A 17,762-nucleotide genomic window follows, 5' to 3' on the forward strand; every position below is an offset into this window, starting at 1 on the left:
GTATTAGACGGCGTTTCCACCGCTTATCCCAGAGTCAGGGGCAGGTTGCTCACGTGTTACTCACCCGTTCGCCGCTCGTGTACCCCGAAGGGCCTTACCGCTCGACTTGCATGTGTTAAGCACGCCGCCAGCGTTCGTCCTGAGCCAGGATCAAACTCTCCATAAAGGTCACTCAACCCGACCCGGCGACCCGAAGATCAGCCTGGGAAGGGTAAACCTAGAAGAAATCCTGACCGGTCACTCTCGTGACCAATCAAAGGAACCCTCCACACCGAAGTGTGGTCGGGGCCAAAACAAACATGGCTTAAAGAAAATCAAACACGCGCTGTTGAGTTCTCAAGAAACAATCACGCTTCCCGTACAAGCTCCGGAACCGATGTCCCGTTCTGCTCTTCCGTGGAAGGCTTTGTTCGCGTTCGCACCGTTTCCGGTGTTTCCCGCTGTGTTGTGTCTTTACTTTATCAGGTATTCCGTGTCCCGCAACTCGGCGGTTTTCGGTGTTCCCGATCGGGGTAAAGCCCGTTTGCTTCCTTTGTTCTCCGCCTTTGTGGTGGAGGCTTCCGGGAAGCGACTCTTTCATCCTACATGCCCCAGGCAGTGCCCGAACCGTTTCGGCTGAGAAAGAGAAGATGTCCGATTCGAAGATCCGATCACGCCCACGGAGAATCCGTGTTCGTTTCGATCGAGAGGATTTCGACCCCCCTCGCGGCCTTGGGCCGGTCGGAGGCGACTCGGAGAACACTACCCCCGCCCATCGGCCGAAGCAAACGGTTCCGGTGGTGTCGTGGGTCACATCAACCGAGGATGTGCCCGGTCCCCGTTCCCGGGGCCGCGTAGAGCCACTCGACCTCCAGCTCCACCGACGCCACGGTGGCCGGAGAGAAGGCCGCCAGAGCCTCGGGCCCCACGAAGGAGGAGGCGACCTGGGCGATGGTCGGGTTGTGTCCCACCACCAGCAACGTGTTCACCTCGGGAGCCACATAACCCACCAGTTCCAGAAGGCTCTCCGGTCCGGCGAGGTAGGCGGCCTCGGTGTGGTCGACCTCGGGCTCATGGCCCATCGCCGCCAAGACCCCCTCGAGGGTCTGCCGCGTGCGCAGAGCGGAGGAACAGACGACATGGTCGGGACGGTATCCCCGCTCGACGAGCAGACGGCCGACCGACTCGGCCTGGGCACGCCCGCGATCGGTGAGGGGACGATCGAAATCCGCCGTCCCGGCGCCGTCCTCGGCCTGGGCGTGCCGCATCAGCAACAGAGTGCGGGTCACGGCGACACCACCGTCGCGACGATGGCCAGGAACGCCATGAAGCCGAACATGACCCCGAGGATGACGAACAGCCCCTTCATTCCGGACACCGCGACCCACTCCCTCTCACCTACGTCCTTCCCTCAGGGTAGGTGCGCATATGACGAGGCCGTCCGGGGGTCGGCCCCCGGACGGCCTCGTCGGAGAAGACCTCTTCTCCGTCAGTCCTTACCGACGTCTCCGGCGCGGGCCTCCTCCCTGCGTTCTCCCTCACCGTTCCCGATCACATCGCCGTCGACGTTCCCGGACGGGGACGGGCCCCCGTCTCCGAGCGCCGTACCGCCGTCGTGTTCGGGAGCGGCCTCGGGCTCCACGCTCCCCTCCAGGTCGGCCGGGTCCGTCTCGCCGCCGGCGCCGCGGTTCTTCGACCAGAGCACGGCCGCGACCAGGAGTCCGACCGCGACCACGGTCACCACGACCCGGAGGACGACGTTGTCCGCGTAGATCACCACGCTGGGGGCGACGATCAGCGCGACCAGGTTCATCACCTTGAGCAACGGGTTGATGGCCGGACCCGCGGTGTCCTTGAAGGGGTCGCCCACGGTGTCGCCGATGATGGTGGCCTCGTGCGCCTCGGACCCCTTCCCTCCGTGGTGCCCGTCCTCGACGAGCTTCTTGGCGTTGTCCCAGGCGCCTCCCGCGTTGGACAGGAACACCGCCATGAGCACACCCGCGGCGATGGCCCCACCGAGGAAGGCGCCCAACGGCGCGTACCCGAAGGCGAACCCGACGGCGATGGGAGCCAGGACCGCGAGCAGCCCCGGGGTGACCAGTTCCCTCAGGGAGTCCTTGGTGCAGATGTCGACCACCCGCGCGTACTCCGGCTTCTCGGTGCCGTCCATGATCCCCGGGCGGGTACGGAACTGGTCGCGCACCTCCATGACCACGCGCTGCGCCGCGCGACCGACCGCCATGATGGCCAGGCCGGAGAAGAAGAACACGACGCCGGCGCCGATGATCACGCCGACGAGCACGTCGGGTTCGTCGAGGGACAGGGAGAAGACCTCGGTGTCCCCGAGACGTTCCTGCACCGAGGTCCGGAAGGCCCCGAAGAGAGCGGTGGCGGCCAGGACCGCCGTGGCGATCGCGATCCCCTTGGTGATGGCCTTGGTCGTGTTTCCGACGGCGTCGAGACCGGTGAGGATGTCGGCACCCTTGCCCTCGACGTCACCGGACATCTCCGCGATGCCCTGGGCGTTGTCGGAGACGGGACCGAAGGTGTCCATCGCGACGATGATGCCGACGGTGGTGAGGAGCCCCGTGCCCGCGAGGGCGACGGCGAACAGGCTCAGGGTGATGGACCCGCCTCCGAGGAGGAAGGCCGCGTAGACGGCACCCGCGATGAGCAGGGCCGAGTAGACCGCCGACTCCAGACCGACGGAGATGCCGGAGAGGATGACGGTGGCGGCCCCGGTGCGGGAGCTCTCCCCGATGTCCCTGACCGGACGCTTGTCGGTCTCGGTGAAGTAGCCGGTGAGGAGCTGGATGGCGGCGGCGAGCACCAGGCCGATGAGGACGGCGGCGATGGCGATGAACCTCGGGTCCGGGTCGGTACCCGCGGCGGCGATCTCCTGGAGGACGGACTCGCTCACCCCGTTCATCTCCTGGAAACTGCCGGGCAGGTACCACAGGGCGGTCAGGGTGACCAGGACTGCGGAGATCGCCGCGGAGATGAAGAAACCGCGGTTGATCGCGCTCATCGCGGACCGGTCCCTGGCCCTGGGGGCGACGATGAAGATGCCGATCATGGCCGTGATGACGCCGATCATCGGGACCAGGAGCGGGAAGACGAGCCCCTCGGTACCGAAGGCGACCCGGCCGAGGATGAGCGAGGCGACGAGGACCACGGCGTAGGACTCGAAGAGGTCGGCGGCCATGCCCGCGCAGTCGCCCACGTTGTCCCCGACGTTGTCGGCGATGGTGGCGGCGTTGCGCGGATCGTCCTCGGGGATGCCCTGTTCGACCTTGCCGACGAGGTCGGCGCCGACGTCGGCGGCCTTGGTGAAGATGCCGCCGCCGACACGCATGAACATCGCGAGGAGGGCGGCGCCGAAGCCGAAGCCCTCCAGGACGATGGGCGCGTCGCCCCGGTAGAGGACGACGACGAGCGCGGCGCCGAAGAGGCCGAGGCCGACGGTGATCATGCCGGCGACGCCACCGGTGCGGAAGGCGATCCGCATCGCGGTACGACCGTCGTTCTCGCCGCCTCCTCGGGCGGCGGCGGCCACACGGACGTTGCCGCGGACCGCGAGCCACATGCCGATGAACCCGGTGGCCGCGGAGAGCAGTGCTCCGAGGGCGAAGAAGACCGACCTGCCGATGGCGATGCCCCAGGTGTCGGCGGGGAGCATCAGCAGAAGTAGTGGGATGACGACGACGAAGACCGCGAGGGTGCGGAACTGTCGCTTCAGGTAGGCCCCGGCCCCTTCTTGAACCGCGACCGCGATATTGCGCATTCGCTCGGTGCCCTGGCCGGCGGAGAGTACCTCACGTACGAGCATTCCCGCCACGGCGAGCGCGAGTAGCGCGACCACCATGACGACGATGACAAGTGTGAGATCCCTGCCCTCCAGTGCCAGGACCATGCCGCTTCCCGCGGCGAGGTTGAGCCCAGACAATCCGTCCTCCTTGAGACGGGCACTTTCTTTTCGGCCCCGCCGTCCAAGGTGTGCGGAACAGCCGTCTCACGGGCTCCGGTGCCGCGCACCGCGGTGTGTGCGCCGCCGTCCGAAAGGCTCATGAACTGGAGTGACGGCACACGTGTCGGGGTCGAAGCGGTGCCACCCTTCTGTGTGGTACACGCCGCTCGCGTGGCGTTCTCGCGAACGGTGATCCGGGGATTGTACGCACGAATCAGAATGAATAAGAGGGCCGGTTCGGCATTTTCTCAAGAGAGCCGGAAGATGTGACCCCCCGGTGATCTCATGATTCGGATAAATAGTTTCAACGAGCCTTTGGCACTCGAATAACGTTGCATAATGCTTTAACGCCATCGGCACACTAAAACACACATAGAAGCATGAAGCAGGAATGTCCCTCTTCGCCCCCAGGGGCCACAGGAGGCAGCGAGCGCCACAGTGGCCCCCTGCGCCTCGGCTGCGCGGGGGTTTCGGTCCAACCGGATCTAGGCGGTGCGGAGCCGCATTCCCGAGGGGTCGATACCGTCCCCGGAGGTCGCGCGTCCCGCGTCGAGGTCGTCGGCCAGCCCTCGCGCGAACCCGGCCACCCCCGCCACGTCCACGCCGTGCGGGGCGTTCGGTCCGAACGGTTCCACCCTCTCGGCGCCCCGGCGGAGCAGGCGGGCCGCACCCACCCGATTACCGCGCTGGGCGTGGGTGACCCCGACCGCGGTCTGCGCCAACCCGCGCCACAGCTCGCGCTCGGGTTCCGGGGACGACTTCCACACCGCTTCGAGCACCTCGTGCGCGGTGAAGGCGTACCCCTGGTCGAGCAGACGCTGGGCCTCGTTCAACCCTTCCTCCACGGTGAACTCGGCGTCGTCGGGGACCCGTTCGACCTCTCCCCTGCTACCGTGCGGCATCGGCCGCCCATAGCGGTCGCGAGGCCGCTGATTCTGGGCGCGCCCCTCGGGGTTCCGATCGCGTGCGTCGTCCGTTCGGGTCGTCATCCGTCCCCCACCGCCGTTCCGATCTCGCTCGTCCAGCCTACGAGAGCCTCGTTCACCTCGTTCGGGCTCTCCTCGTGAAGGAAGTGCCCGGTCCCCTCCACCGGCTTCCAGAGATACGGGCCCCGGACCAGACCCCCCGAGGCCCGAGCGACCTTCGGAGGGCAGACCGGATCCAGCGATCCGTGCAGTTGAAGGACGGGGATGCGCAACGGGGTCCGCATACGCAGGGCGTAGCGGAGCCCATCGGTACGCCAGCGCGATCGGAAGATCCACCGGTGGTATTCGAGCGAGCAGTGCGAGACCTTCGGGATCGCGAAGGCCAGCCGGTAGCGCTCCTCCGTCTCCGCGTGGGGCCATCCCGGCCCGGACCAGGCGTCGAGGAGTTCGCCCACGCGGACACAGCCGTCGGTGAGCAGACGGTGCTCGGGAAGGATCGGTATCTGGGCCCGGAGCATGTGGGAGACGCCCGGACCACCGGAGAGCAGGACACGTGCCGCCCGTCGGGGGTGGGGGGCGGAGAGGACCGCCAGGGCACGGACCGACTCCGGGTGGTAGGAGGCCATCGTCCAACCGACGAGCCCACCCACGCCGTGGCCGACCACGATGGCGTCGGCCGCTCCCAGCGCCCGGATCAGACCCGCCATGTCCTGGGCCGAACCCACCAGGTCATAGCCGCGGGGCGTCTTGTCACTGGCCCCGTATCCCCTCAGGTCCACGGCGACGGCACGGTATCCGGCCTCGGCCAGCGCCACCAATTGTGAGCGCCAGGCCCACCAGAACTGGGGGAATCCGTGCAGGAGGAGGACCAGGGGCCCCTCTCCCGTCTCGGCCACATGGAAGCGGGCACCGGCGGCGCTGACCGTCCGATGGTTCCAGGGGCCGTCGACGTAGGCGGCCGAATCGTCCAGCACTCGGGGAGGGCTAGCTGTTCGCCGAGCCGGAGGTCTCGCCCTCCTCGGCGGTGTCGAGGTCGCTCCGCTTGGGCGGACGGATCTCTCCGCGCAGGATCCCCATGAGTCGGGAGGTGGTGACCGCGGTACGGGCCAGACCCTGGCGACGTCGCAGGTTGATGACGGCGACCAGGATGAAGATCAGCGCGATCAGCAGGTAGAACCCGGTGACGGCGAGGAACGAGAGCCAGTACTGCCAGCCCACGACCTCCGCCAGGAAGAGCCCGACGGTGACGGAGAAGAGGATCGCGACGAGGTGCAGGACGACACCGGCGGCACCGAACTCGCCGATGCTCTTCCCGATCTTGGTGGCGTCCGCCTTGGCCTCGAGCTTGGCGAGCTTGATCTCGAGCCGTACGAGGCGGGAGAGGTTGTCGGTGGCGTCGGAGACCAGCTCACCGATGGAACGTTCGGGGTCGCTGGCAGCGCCAGGTCGGCCGGCACCCGGCTTGTCCACCATCGTGGGGGTTCCCTTCTCTCGGTCCGAACACGCGGATGATCCTCCGCATCCTCGCACATGCCCTGCCACGGATGTCTCTCACGGCACGCAAAACGGCGGCCTCGGGTTTTGTCAACGGCCGAACCGTAAAGGCGCCCCGCCCCGTTCCGGGGGCGGGGCGCCACGCGTCGGCCGACCGACGTTCTAGTCGGCCTTGCCCGTAGAGGGCAGCTGCTTGGCGATCACGTCCATGATCGACGCGTCGGTGAGGGTCGAGGTGTCACCGATGTCACGGTTCTCGGCGATGTCACGCAGCAGGCGCCGCATGATCTTTCCGGAACGGGTCTTGGGCAGCTCCGGGACCGCGAGCAGACGGGCCGGCTTGGCGATCGGGCCGAGCGAACCGCCGACGTGGTCGCGCAGTTCCTTCACCAGGTCCTCCGGGACCTCCTCCTGGCCGCCTCGCAGGATGACGAAGCCGACGATCGACTGGCCGGTCACCTTGTCGGTGGCGCCGACGACCGCGGCCTCGGCGACCTTCTCGTGCGAGACCAGGGCGGACTCCACCTCGGTGGTGGAGATGTTGTGGCCGGAGACGAGCATGACGTCGTCCACACGGCCGAGCAGCCACAGGTCGCCGTCCTCGTCCTTCTTGGCGCCGTCGCCGGGGAAGTACAGACCCTCGAAGCGCGACCAGTAGGTGTCCTTGTAGCGCTGGTCGTCGCCCCAGATGCCGCGGAGCATCGACGGCCACGGCTCACGGATGACGATGAAGCCGCCCTCGCCGTTCGGGACCGACGCCCCGTTCTCGTCCACCACGTCGGCGACGATGCCCGGTACGGCGCGCATGGCGGCGCCGGGCTTGCCCGCGGTGACGCCGGGCAGCGGGCTGACCATGATGGCTCCGGTCTCGGTCTGCCACCAGGTGTCCACGACCGGGGTCCTGCCCCCGCCGATGTTCTCCCGGTACCAGACGTAGGCCTCGGGGTTGATCGGTTCGCCGACCGAGCCGATGACGCGCAGGCTCGACAGGTCGTACTCGGCGGGGATCCGATCGCCCCACTTCATGAAGGTACGGATCGCCGTCGGGGCCATGTAGGCGATGGTGACCTTGTACTTCTCGATGATCTCCCAGAAGCGCCCCTTGTGCGGGGTGTCCGGGGTCCCCTCGTACATGACGACGGTCGCGGCGTTGGAGAGCGGACCGTAGACGATGTAGGAGTGACCGGTCACCCAGCCGATGTCGGCGGCGCACCAGTAGACGTCGGTCTCGGGCTTGAGGTCGAAGACCGCCCAGTGCGTGTAGGAGGCCTGGGTGAGGTAGCCGCCGGTCGTGTGCAGGATGCCCTTGGGCTTGGCCGTGGTGCCGCTGGTGTACATGATGTACAGCGGGTCCTCGGCGTCATGGGCCTCGGGCGTGTGCTCGGTGCTCGCGGAACCGACGGCCTCGTGCCACCACACGTCACGGTCGGTCCACTCGACGTCCTGGCCGGTGCGGCGGACGACGAGGACGTTCTCCACGGTGGGGCGGGTCGCGACGGCCTCGTCCACGGCGGGCTTGAGCGCACTGGGCTTGCCCCGCCGGTAACCGCCGTCGGCGGTGATGACCAGCTTGGCCTGACTGTCGTCCAGTCGCTGGCCGAGAGCGTCCACGGAGAATCCGCCGAAGACCACCATGTGCACGGCGCCCAGACGCGCGCAGGCCAGCATGGCCACGACCGTCTCCGGGATCATCGGCATGTAGATGGCGACCCGGTCGCCCTTGGTCACACCGAGTTCGGTGAGGGCGTTGGCCGCCTGGGAGACCTGGTCCTTGAGATCGGCGTAGGTGATGCTGCGGCTGTCGCCGGGCTCGCCCTCCCACTGGATGGCGACCCGGTCGCCCAACCCCGCGTCCACGTGGCGGTCCACGCAGTTGACGGAGGCGTTGAGCCTTCCACCGACGAACCACTTCGCGTACGGCGGGTTCCAGTCCAGGACGGTGTCCCAGGGCCGATCCCACTGGAGCCTCCGGGCCTGCTCCTCCCAGAAGCCGAGGCGATCGGCGTCCGCGGTCTCGTAGACGTCCGCCTTGACGTTGGCGTGCGCGGCCAACTCCGCGGGCGGCGGGAAACTACGGGTCTCACGGAGCAGGTTGGACAGTGTCTCCTGGCTCGTGGGAGTGCTGTCGGCCACTGTGACTCTCCTTACGTTGGCGGTTGACACCCAATTAACCATGTGGTCTATACCTCGTGAACAGCCGGGGTGGCGTCCAGCGGCGGCAAGGGCCGAACACGCGACGAACGGTCGGCGAGCGGTCGTCGGTTCACGATGAGCGGTTCTGTTCTGCCCGCTCCTCGGTGGAGGCACACGGTGTTACCGGCGCGTAGTGTTGGTTGACGTGAGCGAATCGAGTTCTGCCTCCCTGTCCGACCCACTCTCCCGGATCGCCGAGCTTCCGGGCGTGAACGACGCGATCGACGAGACACGGACCCTGGTCGACCGTCTCCGGGACCATCGGATCCTGCGTCGGCGCAGCAACGACGTGTCCTTGGAGTCCTCGTTGCGGGGAGCGTGCGCCTCCGCCGCGTTGGAGGGCGCCGAAGTCTCGATGGACGAGATTCGCGAAGGACACGTGTACGACACGCGGATCAAGGGCGCGCTCCGGATCGGCGGTGAGCTGGGCGGTCTGGTGGACACCTGGCCCAAGGCCCCTCGTCAGACCCTGGCGCGACTGCACACGCTGGCCGCCGCCGACGCGGTCTCCGAAGAGGCCCTGGGGCGCCCCCGCCTGGAGGGCGAGCGGATCGAGGACCCGCTGGAGCTGGGTCCCGCTCCGAGCGCCGCGGTGGCCTCCGCCCGCCTCGAAGGCCTGTACCGATTGCTGGAGTCCCGGACCAAGGTGCCCGCCCTGGTCACCTCCTCTCTCGTGCACGGCGAACTGATGGCGATCCGCCCGTTCGGCTGGGGGGACGGCCTGGTCGCGCGTGCCGCCGAGCGCCTGACCCTCATCGAACGCGGCCTGGACCCGAAGTCCCTGGTCGCCTCCGAGTCGGGGCACAGGACGCTGAAGGACGAGTACGGTCCCGCGTTGCGCGGGTACATGGCGGGAACCCCCGAGGGCGTGGGCGGCTGGATCGTGTACTGCTGCCGTGCGGTGCTCGCCGGAGCCCAGGACTCCCTGGCGACCTGTGAGGCGCTCAAGCGGGGCTGAGGCTCTGTCCGTTCTCCCGGGAACGGCCTTCGCGGCGTTTCCGGGAAAGCCGCTCCGCTTCACCGAACAAGTTTATTTACCAACCAGTAGCCCGACCATTCATATCGGTTCGGTCACGCTTGGAAGTCGGGGAATGGTCGGATTGCCGCGTGCAGATGCACGCGCAGATGGAAGGGCGCCTCGAGTGGAGATACCGGGCTCCCGTTTCCGACCCGACGAAACGGACCACCGGAAGCCGTAAAACTCCACACCAAGCCGGTGAAACCCGGTACCACCGACACTGGTCAGGCCCTACATCCGCTTCGACACGCGGGTTCCGAACATCCGCGCCGGGACACGATCACCCCACGGCCTTCTTTCTTTGTGCGCCGTCCTCCCTTCATCGAAAAGACGAACAATCGTTTTCCCGTTCTCGATTCGCGAGACCATAAGCGAAGCCTCGTGGTAACGTCTGATCCGGAAGTCGAGCGAAGGACCACGCCCATCCGGCGAACACACCGGGACGGGTACGTCCTCGGCCGGGACATCGACAATGCGGACATGTCACGCATGACAGATCGCCGGCCGTTCCCCACAGGACTCGAATCCACGAACCTTTCTCCTCGATCGGGGGAGCGCCCACCGCGCCCTTCGATCCTCCCAAGGAGAGCGGAACGACGACCCGCCCCCGGGTCGGCTCCGATCCACCCCCGGAACCGGAGTCGGGTCGCCCCAGGTCCCCCCTGTGGGGTCGGCCCACGGGATCCGCTCCGTCACACCTGACGGGCCGGGACACACGAGCGCCCCCGTGCGTGTGTCCCGCCCGCCGGGTGGACCTCGCCCCTCCCGTCTCGGTCCCCCGAGCGGTCGAGGGTTGTCCACAGATCCGCGTACCCCGCTTCCCTCCCTCTCCGGCGTCGGCCATGGTCGAAGAAGCAGCCCCGCCGCCTCCCGGAGGTCCGATGGACGGTCCGCGCCACCCCCTCATCGTCACCGAAGACCCCGCGCTCCTCGACGACCTGCGCAGGGTGGCCGCCGCCGCGGCCACCGAGATCACCGTGGCCCGCACCCCGGAACAGGCGCTCCGCTCCTGGCACCGGGCCCCTCTGGTCGTCGTCGGCCCGGATCTGGAACCGGCCCTGCGCGGCTCGGAACCCGAGCCCGGGCCTCGACCGATCCTCGTCACCCGTTCCCTCGACCCGCGCCCTCTCCCCACGAGGACCACCGGACCGCGCGAACCATCCTCGGACTCCGGACCGAGGCCCCCGGCGGACCGACGAGGGGACGTTGGGGCCCTCTCCTTCGCACTGCCTCGGGACGAGGCGGCGCTCGTCGAACTGTTCTCCTCGATCGACGAACGCGGCACGGCGCCCGTCGTCTCCGTGATCGGAGGGCGCGGCGGGGCCGGGGCCAGCCTGCTCACGATCGCCCTCGCGCTGGCCGCCGGCCGGGCGGGGCGGGACACCGCCCTCTTGGACGCCGACCCCCTCGGACACGGTCCCGACGTCCACCTCGGCCACGAGCGCTCCCCTTCCTCTCCCCGCACGGGATGGGGAGATCTGGCCGATCGGCGGTCCCGGACCCCCTGGCGGATCCTCCGGGAAGGCCTGCCCCGGGCCGGCCCGGTGAGCGTGCTCACCTGGTCACGAGGCGACGAGGACGCCCAGGGTCTCCCCCTCCCGGCGGGCACGGCCCGCTCGGTCCTGGATTCCGCTCGACGCGGCGCCGACCTGGTCGTCGTCGACCTGCCACGCTCCTTCGACCCGGCGACCCGAGCCCTCTTGAACGGCTCCGACCTGGTCTTGATGGTGGTCCCCGCCGACGTACGCTCCGTCCTCTCCGCCTCCCGGATGGTCGGCCGACTCCGCCGGGAGACCGACCGGCTCAGGCTGGTGGTACGCGGAGCCCGGGAGGAGGTGCCGGCATCGGTGGTCGCACGCAACCTGCGCGTGGAACTCGACGCCGACCTCCCCCCGGAACCCGGACTGTCCCGCGCTCTGGCCGCGGGCGAGGTACCGGCGCGGCATCCCCGTTCTCCGATGGCCCGCTACGCCCACCGGGTGGTCTCGCTCCTCCTCGACCGTCGGGAGGCCGGATGACGCGCCTCGAACGTCTGTGGCGAGGCGGAGCGGATCGCGCCGCGCCGACCCGGGAACATCGCTCGTCCGACGCCCCGCCCCTTCCCGCGTCTCCGCCCGGCCCGGAACGGGACACCGGCCCGGTGACCGCCGCGCGACGCAGGGCCCTGGTCGAACGCGTCCGCGATCGCTTCGTGGCCGAAGGAGGTCCCATCACCCCGGCCGGTGTCGCGGCCGCCCTGCGCGCCGAGGGCACCCCGCTCGGCGGGACCGACATGCTCGACCTCACCAGGGAGCTGGGGGCGGAACTCTACGGAGCGGGCCCCCTGGAGGCGCTGATGACCACCGGTGTCACCGACATCCTCGTCAACGGACCCGACCAGGTGTGGGTCGACTCCGGAGAGGGCCTGCGCAGGGCCGAGGGGGTGCGCTTCGACTCGGCCGAGGAGGTCCGGCGGCTGGCCCAACGGCTGGCCTTTCGGGCCGGCCGCCGACTGGACGCCGCGTCCCCCTACGTCGACGCGCGTCTCCCCGGCGGGGCGAGGCTGCACGCCGTCCTACCCCCGATCTGCGCCGGCAGCGCCTGCATCTCGCTCCGTCTACCGCCGAACCGGGTGTTCGGCCTCGCGCGGTTGATCGAATGCGGCACCCTCACCCGCTCCGGGGCCGCGTTGCTGGCGGCCCTGGTGGAACGCCGGGTGCCCTTCCTGATCAGCGGGGGCACCGGCAGCGGAAAGACCACCCTGCTGTCCTGCCTCCTGTCCCTGGTGCCTCCGGACCAACGGATCGTGCTGGCCGAGGACTCCCCCGAGCTTCGCCCCGACCATCCGCACGTGGTGCGGCTCCAGACCCGGCCGCCCAATATCGAGGGCAGCGGCGAGGTGACCCTGGAGACCCTGGTCCGTCAGGGGTTGCGGATGCGCCCGGATCGTCTGGTGGTCGGAGAGGCCCGAGGTCCGGAGATCGTGTCCCTGTTGGGTGCTCTGAACACCGGCCACGAGGGCGGCGCCGGCACCCTGCACGCCAACGGCGCGGCGGAGGTCCCCGCGCGGGTGGAGGCGATGGGCTGCGCGGCCGGGATGGACCGGGCCGCCGTGCACAGCCAACTCGCCGCCACCGGTGTGCTCGTCCTGCATCTGGTGCGCGATCGGGCCGGACGTCGACTCGCCGAGGTCCGTACACTACGGCGCCGTCCCTCCGGGCTGGTGAGCGCGGTGCCGGCGGTGGCCTTCGATGGAGAGGGCCACCGGCACGAGTACGCGGGGGTCGCGGAGCTCTCCCTCCGACTCGGCGAAGGGTGGAGGCGATGACGTTCCTGGTGGTGTGCGCTCTGGGCGCCGCCCTGTTGTGGTCGTCCCCTCCCGGCGGCCGTCACCGATTGGCCCTGTTGCTGCCCGGCACCCCTTCCGTGCTCCGACGGCGCCCACCGGCGTGGCGTCTCCCCTCGTTCACCGACCGCACGAGCGCCGAACGACGGCGGGCGGTGATCTCGCTCTGTCGTGTGATGGCAGCCGAGCTCCGGGCCGGCCAGCCGCCCGAACCCGCGTTGGCCACGGCCTCGGTCGAGGTCGGACCCCTCGTGGGCGGGTTGTCGGACATCGCCTCGCTGCGCCGTGCGGCGGGACGGGAGGAGGACCTGCGGGCCCTGGCGTACCTGGCGGCGTGTTGGGAGGTGGCCTCGGAGACCGGGGCGGGTCTGGCCGACGTGGTGGACGAGCTCGCGGCCGGACTCACCGAACGGGAGGAGTTGCGGGCCGAGGCCGTCGCCCGGGCCGCGGGCCCCAGGACCACGGCCCTGGTCCTGAGCGGGTTGCCCCTGGTGGGGCTGGTCATGTCGGCCGGGCTCGGTGGTTCCCCACTGACGTTCCTGTTCACCACGGCGTGGGGGCTCCTGTGTCTGTCGGTCGGGGTGGCCCTGGACCTGATCGGAGCCTGGTGGACCCTGCGCATGGTCAGGGGCGCGGTGCGGTGATCCGTGCCTCGATTCGCGCGACCGAAAGGGGATGAGGGATGTTCTTCGAGGTGACGACCGTGCTCTGCGCGGTTGCCGCCGTGACGGTGGCCTCGGGCCCCGGACGTGGCTCCGGCCCGGCTCGTCCCCCGCGGCTCCCCCGCCGGCGCCCACCGACGTGGTGGATTCCGGTGACGATCATGGCGGGAGCGGTCACGGTGGCGACCGTGCTGTTCGGTCCGCTCGCCGGGCCCCTCGTCTTCGCCGGGGCCGCCGCCGTGTGGTGGCGGAGAAGGGGACGTTCCTCGCCGGAGCGGCTTCCGGTCGACACCGACCTCCCGATACTGATCGGTCTGATCGCCTCGGGGATCCGGGCCGGCGCCACCCTTCCGGCCTGTCTGACCGCTGTCTCCAGGGCCGCCACCGGCACGTCCGGAGCGGAGTTGGCCGCCGTCGCCGAACGTCTGCGGCTGGGAGCGGAACCCGCCGAGGCCTGGCGACGTTCCGCCCTGCCCGCTCCCCTGCTCGCGGTGGGGCGCGATCTGGCCCGGGCCTCCGAGACCGGGGCTCCGGTGGCCGATCTCCTCGACCGGCACGCCGCGGATCTGAGGAGAGCGTCTCGAGCCCGGTCGATGGAACGGATCGAACGCCTGGGTGTACTGGTGATCGCCCCTCTGGGGACATGTTTCCTGCCGGCCTTCATCCTCATCGGCCTGGTTCCGATGGCCGCCGGTCTGCTCGACGCCGCTCTGGCCCACTGAGGAGGGGTGCCCGCACCAAGCCACGGTCCGGGCCCGTCAGGAGGACGGAGAGGGAGGAACCCCGGGAGAGGGTGCCGTCCCCTCCGGCTCCGCTTCGAGAAGGTGGGCCGGGCCGGCACGGGAACGGGCCCGGACCGTCCGGGGCAGGACGGTCGAGGAGAGCGCGACCGTCACGGTGACCGTGTGGACGTCGACGGCGCACTCGTCGAGATCGGCTCCGTTGGCCCGCGCGGTCTCCCGAGCGACCGCGCAGGCCGCCTCCGTTCCCCGGTGGGCCCGGGCCGCCGCCGACAACGCCGCGAGGTCGGCGGCGGTACCGGCGCGGTCGCGTTCCAGGCGGACCGCGGCGATGGTGAGCACGGTGTGGACCAGGAACCACGACACCAGACAGCAGGAGACCCACCAGACGGCGGCGGATCCCATGTCGTCGCCCCTCACAGGCCGGGTTCCAACGGGACCGAGGCGTCCCCGGCCACCTCGACGGACGGTGCCCATTCCGGGCCGAGTCGGAACGCGGCCGACACGGAGACCAGGGCGGTGCTCGACTCGGTGGTGAGATCGACCCGTGCTCCGGCGGGGGCGGCCTCCTCCGCCAGGGAACGGGCCCTTTCCGGTGTCTCACCCCGGGCCAGCGCACGGGCGCCGATCCGGGCGGCGTCGGCACAGGAGAGTTGGGCGTTCGCCGCCCCGACCCCACCGAGTCCGATCGTCAACACCACCAGGAGCGCGGGGAGCACCATGGCCGTCTCCATGGTGACGGAGCCGCGCTCAGCGGTCGGAGCCGAGCGCATCGACGATGGTCGAGGTGAGGGCGGACTGGACGGGATCTCCGGTGACGATGAGGTAGAGGATTCCGGCGAGCGCGACCGCGGCGACGGTGCACATGGCGTACTCCGCGGTCGTCATCCCCCGGTCGTCGAGGGGCGTGCGGTCGTTCGAGCACTGATAGGGGAACACGGGACCTCCCTGGTCACGGGGGTGTGGTCGCCACCCCGGTACTTCCAGGTTGGTCGGTCGGGGGGCGTCGGGGAAGTGGCGATCCACAGCCTGTGGACAACCCACCCCGAACCGCCACACCCCCCGTTCCGCCCGAGCCCCACCGGACACCGCGGAACGTTCGCTCAGGGGTCGGTGGCCACCTTCCCCAGCACCTCGTCGAGAAGGCGCAGGGCACCGGACTTGCTCAGCGGCTCGTTCCCGTTGCCGCACTTGGGCGACTGGACACAGGAAGGACAGCCTTGATCGCACTCGCAGTCGGCGATCACCGCCCGGGTGGCCGTCAACCATTCGTGGGCGGCCGCGTATCCGCGCTCGGCGAACCCGGCCCCGCCCTCGTATCCGTCGTAGACGAACACCGTCGGTCTTCCGGTGTCGGCGTGCAGCGAGGTCGAGACCCCTCCGATGTCCCACCGGTCGCAGGTGGCCAGTAGCGGCAGCAGCCCGATCGAGGCGTGTTCGGCGGCGTGCGCCGCTCCGAGCAGACCCACGTCCTGCCCTCGAAGCCGGTTCTCGGCGTCCTGGTCGAGGGTCCACCAGACCGCGCGGGTCTGGAGGGTGCGTTCCGGCATGTCGAGGGGCTGCTCGCCGAGGACTGCGCCGGTGCGCACGTCGCGTTTGAGATAGCCCACCACCCGGCGGACGACCTCGACCTCTCCGAAGTGCACGGTGGCCCCGCTCGGCCAGCTCTCACCGCGCAGTTCGGAGCGGATGGTGATGTCCGTGGTGTCCCTGGCCCAGGTGCTGTAGGGGGGTTCGGCCTCGTGTACCAGGGCGACGCCCTCCGTCAGGTCGAGTTCGTCGACCAGGTGGGTCACCCCCTGGTGGAGGTAGACGGCTCCGGGGTGGACGGTGCCGTGCGCGGCCGCCTCGTCGATCTCTCCCAGCAGTTGTCCGCTGCCCGTGTCGACGATCTGTACCGGCGCACCACCCGAACCTCGGATATCGGCGAGGTCACTAGCCCTTTCGTTGCTGGTCCAGAACCAGCCCCGGGGCCGCTTCCTGAGCAGTCCCCCGGCCACGAGATCGTCGAGTCTCTCACCGGTCGTCCCACCGAAGAGGGAGAAATCCTCATGGGTGATCGGCAGCTCCTGAGCGGCCGCACAGAGGTGAGGACCCAGAATATGGGGGTTTTCCGGATCCAGGACGGTGGCCTCGACCGAGCGTCCGAAAATGGCCTCGGGGTGATGCGCCAGGTAGGTGTCGAGGGGGTCGTCCCGGGCGATGAACACGGCCAGGGCGTCGCCGCCCCGTCGTCCCGCTCGCCCCGCCTGTTGCCACAGCGAGGCCAGCGTGCCGGGCCATCCGGCGATGAGCACCGCGTCCAGACCACTGATGTCCACGCCCAGTTCCAGGGCGTTGGTGCTGGCCAGCCCCAGGAGCTCGCCCGTGCGGAGCGCCTCCTCCAGGGCCCTCCGATCGCCCGCGAGGTAACCGCCCCGGTAGGCCGCCACACGGTCGACCAGATCCTTCTCGCCCCGCTCGGCCAGTAGGCGTTGCGTGTTCAACGCGACGACCTCCGCGCCCTGACGGGAGCGTACGAACACGAGGGTGCGCACCCCCTCGACGACCAGGTCGGCCAGCATCTCCGCGGCCTGAGAGGGCGCGGTACGTCGAATGGGCGCCCCCTGTTCGCCGGTCATGTCGGTCAGCTCCGGCTCCACGAGGGCCACGGACATCCCCGGCCGGGGCGATCCGTCCTCGCTCACCGCGACGACCGGCACCCCGGTCAGCCGGCCGGCGCTCTCGGCGGGCGACCCCGACGTGGCCGAGGCCAGCACGAACACCGGTTCGGACCGGTGGCGGGCGCACAGCCTGCGTAGACGCCGCAGGATCTGGGAGACGTGCGACCCGAACACCCCTCGGTACCGATGCGCCTCGTCGATCACCACGTAGCGGAGCCGACGGAGGAAGCGGGTCCAGGCGGGGTGTCCGGGAAGCATCCCGTGGTGCAACATGTCCGGATTGGTGAGGACGTAGTTCGCGTGTTCACGGACCCAGGAGCGCTCCTCACGAGAGGTGTCACCGTCATAGACGGCCGCCCTCATGCCCGAAAGTCCCAGGTCCGTAATCCACCGGAGTTGGTCTTGGGCGAGCGCCTTGGTCGGCGAGAGATAGAGCACCGTTCCTCCCGCGTCGATCGCGTCCACGGCGGGTAGGAGGAAGGCGAGCGACTTCCCCGAGGCGGTGCCCGTGGCTATGATCACATCGCGGCCCGAACGTGCGAGATCGGCGGCTGCCGCCTGGTGGGACCACGGTTTCGTGATCCCCCGTTCGGCCAGTCGCGCGACCAGGCGGGGGGCGGTCCACGTCGGCCAGTCCCCGCTCTCTCCCTCGTTCCGGGTCACATGCTCGATATGGGTGACCTGCGGGTACCGTGTGTCATCACGCCATACACCGGGGAGCACGGGCTCCGATCGCCTCATCGAGACCCCTCCTCACTGGACACGTTCACCGAGCTCGGGACCCTGGGAACACGC

At 69.5% G+C, this 17,762-nt stretch carries 15 protein-coding genes and 1 rRNA gene; 5 read left to right on the forward strand and 11 right to left on the reverse strand.

The window, feature by feature from the left end; translation table 11 throughout:
- The 7 genes from TR33_RS24160 to acs form a co-directional block, all read right to left on the reverse strand.
- Nucleotides 1-166 (reverse strand): 16S ribosomal RNA (locus TR33_RS24160); the annotation flags it as partial.
- A 628-nt stretch (nt 167-794) separates the two neighbouring features.
- Nucleotides 795-1,268, reverse strand: coding sequence for a SixA phosphatase family protein (locus TR33_RS24165; protein ID WP_042285714.1), 474 nt, complete (start codon nt 1,266-1,268; stop codon nt 795-797).
- A gap of 200 nt (nt 1,269-1,468) precedes the next feature.
- On the reverse strand, nt 1,469-3,892 hold the full coding sequence (locus TR33_RS24170) for a sodium-translocating pyrophosphatase (protein WP_042285777.1): 2,424 nt from the start codon (nt 3,890-3,892) through the stop codon (nt 1,469-1,471).
- A gap of 539 nt (nt 3,893-4,431) precedes the next feature.
- Nucleotides 4,432-4,935: a DUF309 domain-containing protein gene (locus tag TR33_RS24175; RefSeq protein ID WP_026125304.1), complete on the reverse strand. Its 504-nt coding sequence runs from the start codon at nt 4,933-4,935 to the stop codon at nt 4,432-4,434.
- The gene (locus TR33_RS24180) at nt 4,932-5,846 is read right to left on the reverse strand and encodes an alpha/beta fold hydrolase (RefSeq protein ID WP_017536188.1); all 915 of its coding nucleotides are present in this window, start codon (nt 5,844-5,846) and stop codon (nt 4,932-4,934) included. Before TR33_RS24180 ends, TR33_RS24175 begins: the two co-directional genes overlap by 4 nt.
- 10 nt (nt 5,847-5,856) lie before the next feature.
- Entirely contained in the window at nt 5,857-6,345 is a 489-nt protein-coding gene (locus TR33_RS24185) for a phage holin family protein (protein WP_014909062.1), read from the reverse strand.
- 183 nt (nt 6,346-6,528) lie between these two features.
- Nucleotides 6,529-8,499 carry an acetate--CoA ligase gene (acs, locus tag TR33_RS24190; protein WP_042285716.1) on the reverse strand — a complete coding sequence of 657 codons (1,971 nt, stop codon included), beginning with the start codon at nt 8,497-8,499 and terminating at the stop codon, nt 6,529-6,531.
- 205 nt (nt 8,500-8,704) lie between these two features.
- Here acs and TR33_RS24195 point away from each other — a divergent pair, with 205 nt between their 5' ends.
- The 5 genes from TR33_RS24195 (at nt 8,705) to TR33_RS24215 (ending at nt 14,286) form a co-directional block, all read left to right on the forward strand.
- A complete protein-coding gene (locus TR33_RS24195) occupies nt 8,705-9,517 on the forward strand; it encodes a Fic family protein (RefSeq protein WP_026125303.1) in 813 nt (270 codons plus the stop codon).
- Nucleotides 9,518-10,458: 941 nt separating this feature from the next.
- Nucleotides 10,459-11,595: a septum site-determining protein Ssd gene (ssd, locus tag TR33_RS24200; RefSeq protein ID WP_042285718.1), complete on the forward strand. Its 1,137-nt coding sequence runs from the start codon at nt 10,459-10,461 to the stop codon at nt 11,593-11,595.
- Entirely contained in the window at nt 11,592-12,884 is a 1,293-nt protein-coding gene (locus TR33_RS24205) for a TadA family conjugal transfer-associated ATPase (RefSeq protein ID WP_042285720.1), read from the forward strand. Before ssd ends, TR33_RS24205 begins: the two co-directional genes overlap by 4 nt.
- Nucleotides 12,881-13,546 carry a type II secretion system F family protein gene (locus TR33_RS24210; protein WP_042285721.1) on the forward strand — a complete coding sequence of 222 codons (666 nt, stop codon included), beginning with the start codon at nt 12,881-12,883 and terminating at the stop codon, nt 13,544-13,546. Before TR33_RS24205 ends, TR33_RS24210 begins: the two co-directional genes overlap by 4 nt.
- Nucleotides 13,547-13,584: 38 nt before the next feature.
- A complete protein-coding gene (locus tag TR33_RS24215) occupies nt 13,585-14,286 on the forward strand; it encodes a type II secretion system F family protein (RefSeq protein WP_042285723.1) in 702 nt (233 codons plus the stop codon).
- A 36-nt stretch (nt 14,287-14,322) separates the two neighbouring features.
- Here TR33_RS24215 and TR33_RS24220 read toward each other — a convergent pair whose 3' ends face one another.
- From TR33_RS24220 to TR33_RS24235, 4 genes are all read right to left on the reverse strand, one after another.
- Nucleotides 14,323-14,709, reverse strand: a complete 387-nt coding sequence (locus TR33_RS24220; protein WP_042285724.1) for an Rv3654c family TadE-like protein — start codon at nt 14,707-14,709, stop codon at nt 14,323-14,325.
- 11 nt (nt 14,710-14,720) lie between these two features.
- Nucleotides 14,721-15,077 carry a TadE family protein gene (locus TR33_RS24225; protein WP_017536180.1) on the reverse strand — a complete coding sequence of 119 codons (357 nt, stop codon included), beginning with the start codon at nt 15,075-15,077 and terminating at the stop codon, nt 14,721-14,723.
- Entirely contained in the window at nt 15,055-15,243 is a 189-nt protein-coding gene (locus TR33_RS24230) for a DUF4244 domain-containing protein (protein WP_042285725.1), read from the reverse strand. Before TR33_RS24230 ends, TR33_RS24225 begins: the two co-directional genes overlap by 23 nt.
- A 164-nt stretch (nt 15,244-15,407) precedes the next feature.
- Nucleotides 15,408-17,708 carry a DEAD/DEAH box helicase gene (locus TR33_RS24235; RefSeq protein WP_199806188.1) on the reverse strand — a complete coding sequence of 767 codons (2,301 nt, stop codon included), beginning with the start codon at nt 17,706-17,708 and terminating at the stop codon, nt 15,408-15,410.
- Nucleotides 17,709-17,762: the final 54 nt, after the last annotated feature.

It is taken from the genome of Nocardiopsis alba, assembly GCF_000710955.1.
In the GTDB taxonomy this organism is placed as follows: Bacteria; Actinomycetota; Actinomycetes; order Streptosporangiales; family Streptosporangiaceae; genus Nocardiopsis; species Nocardiopsis alba.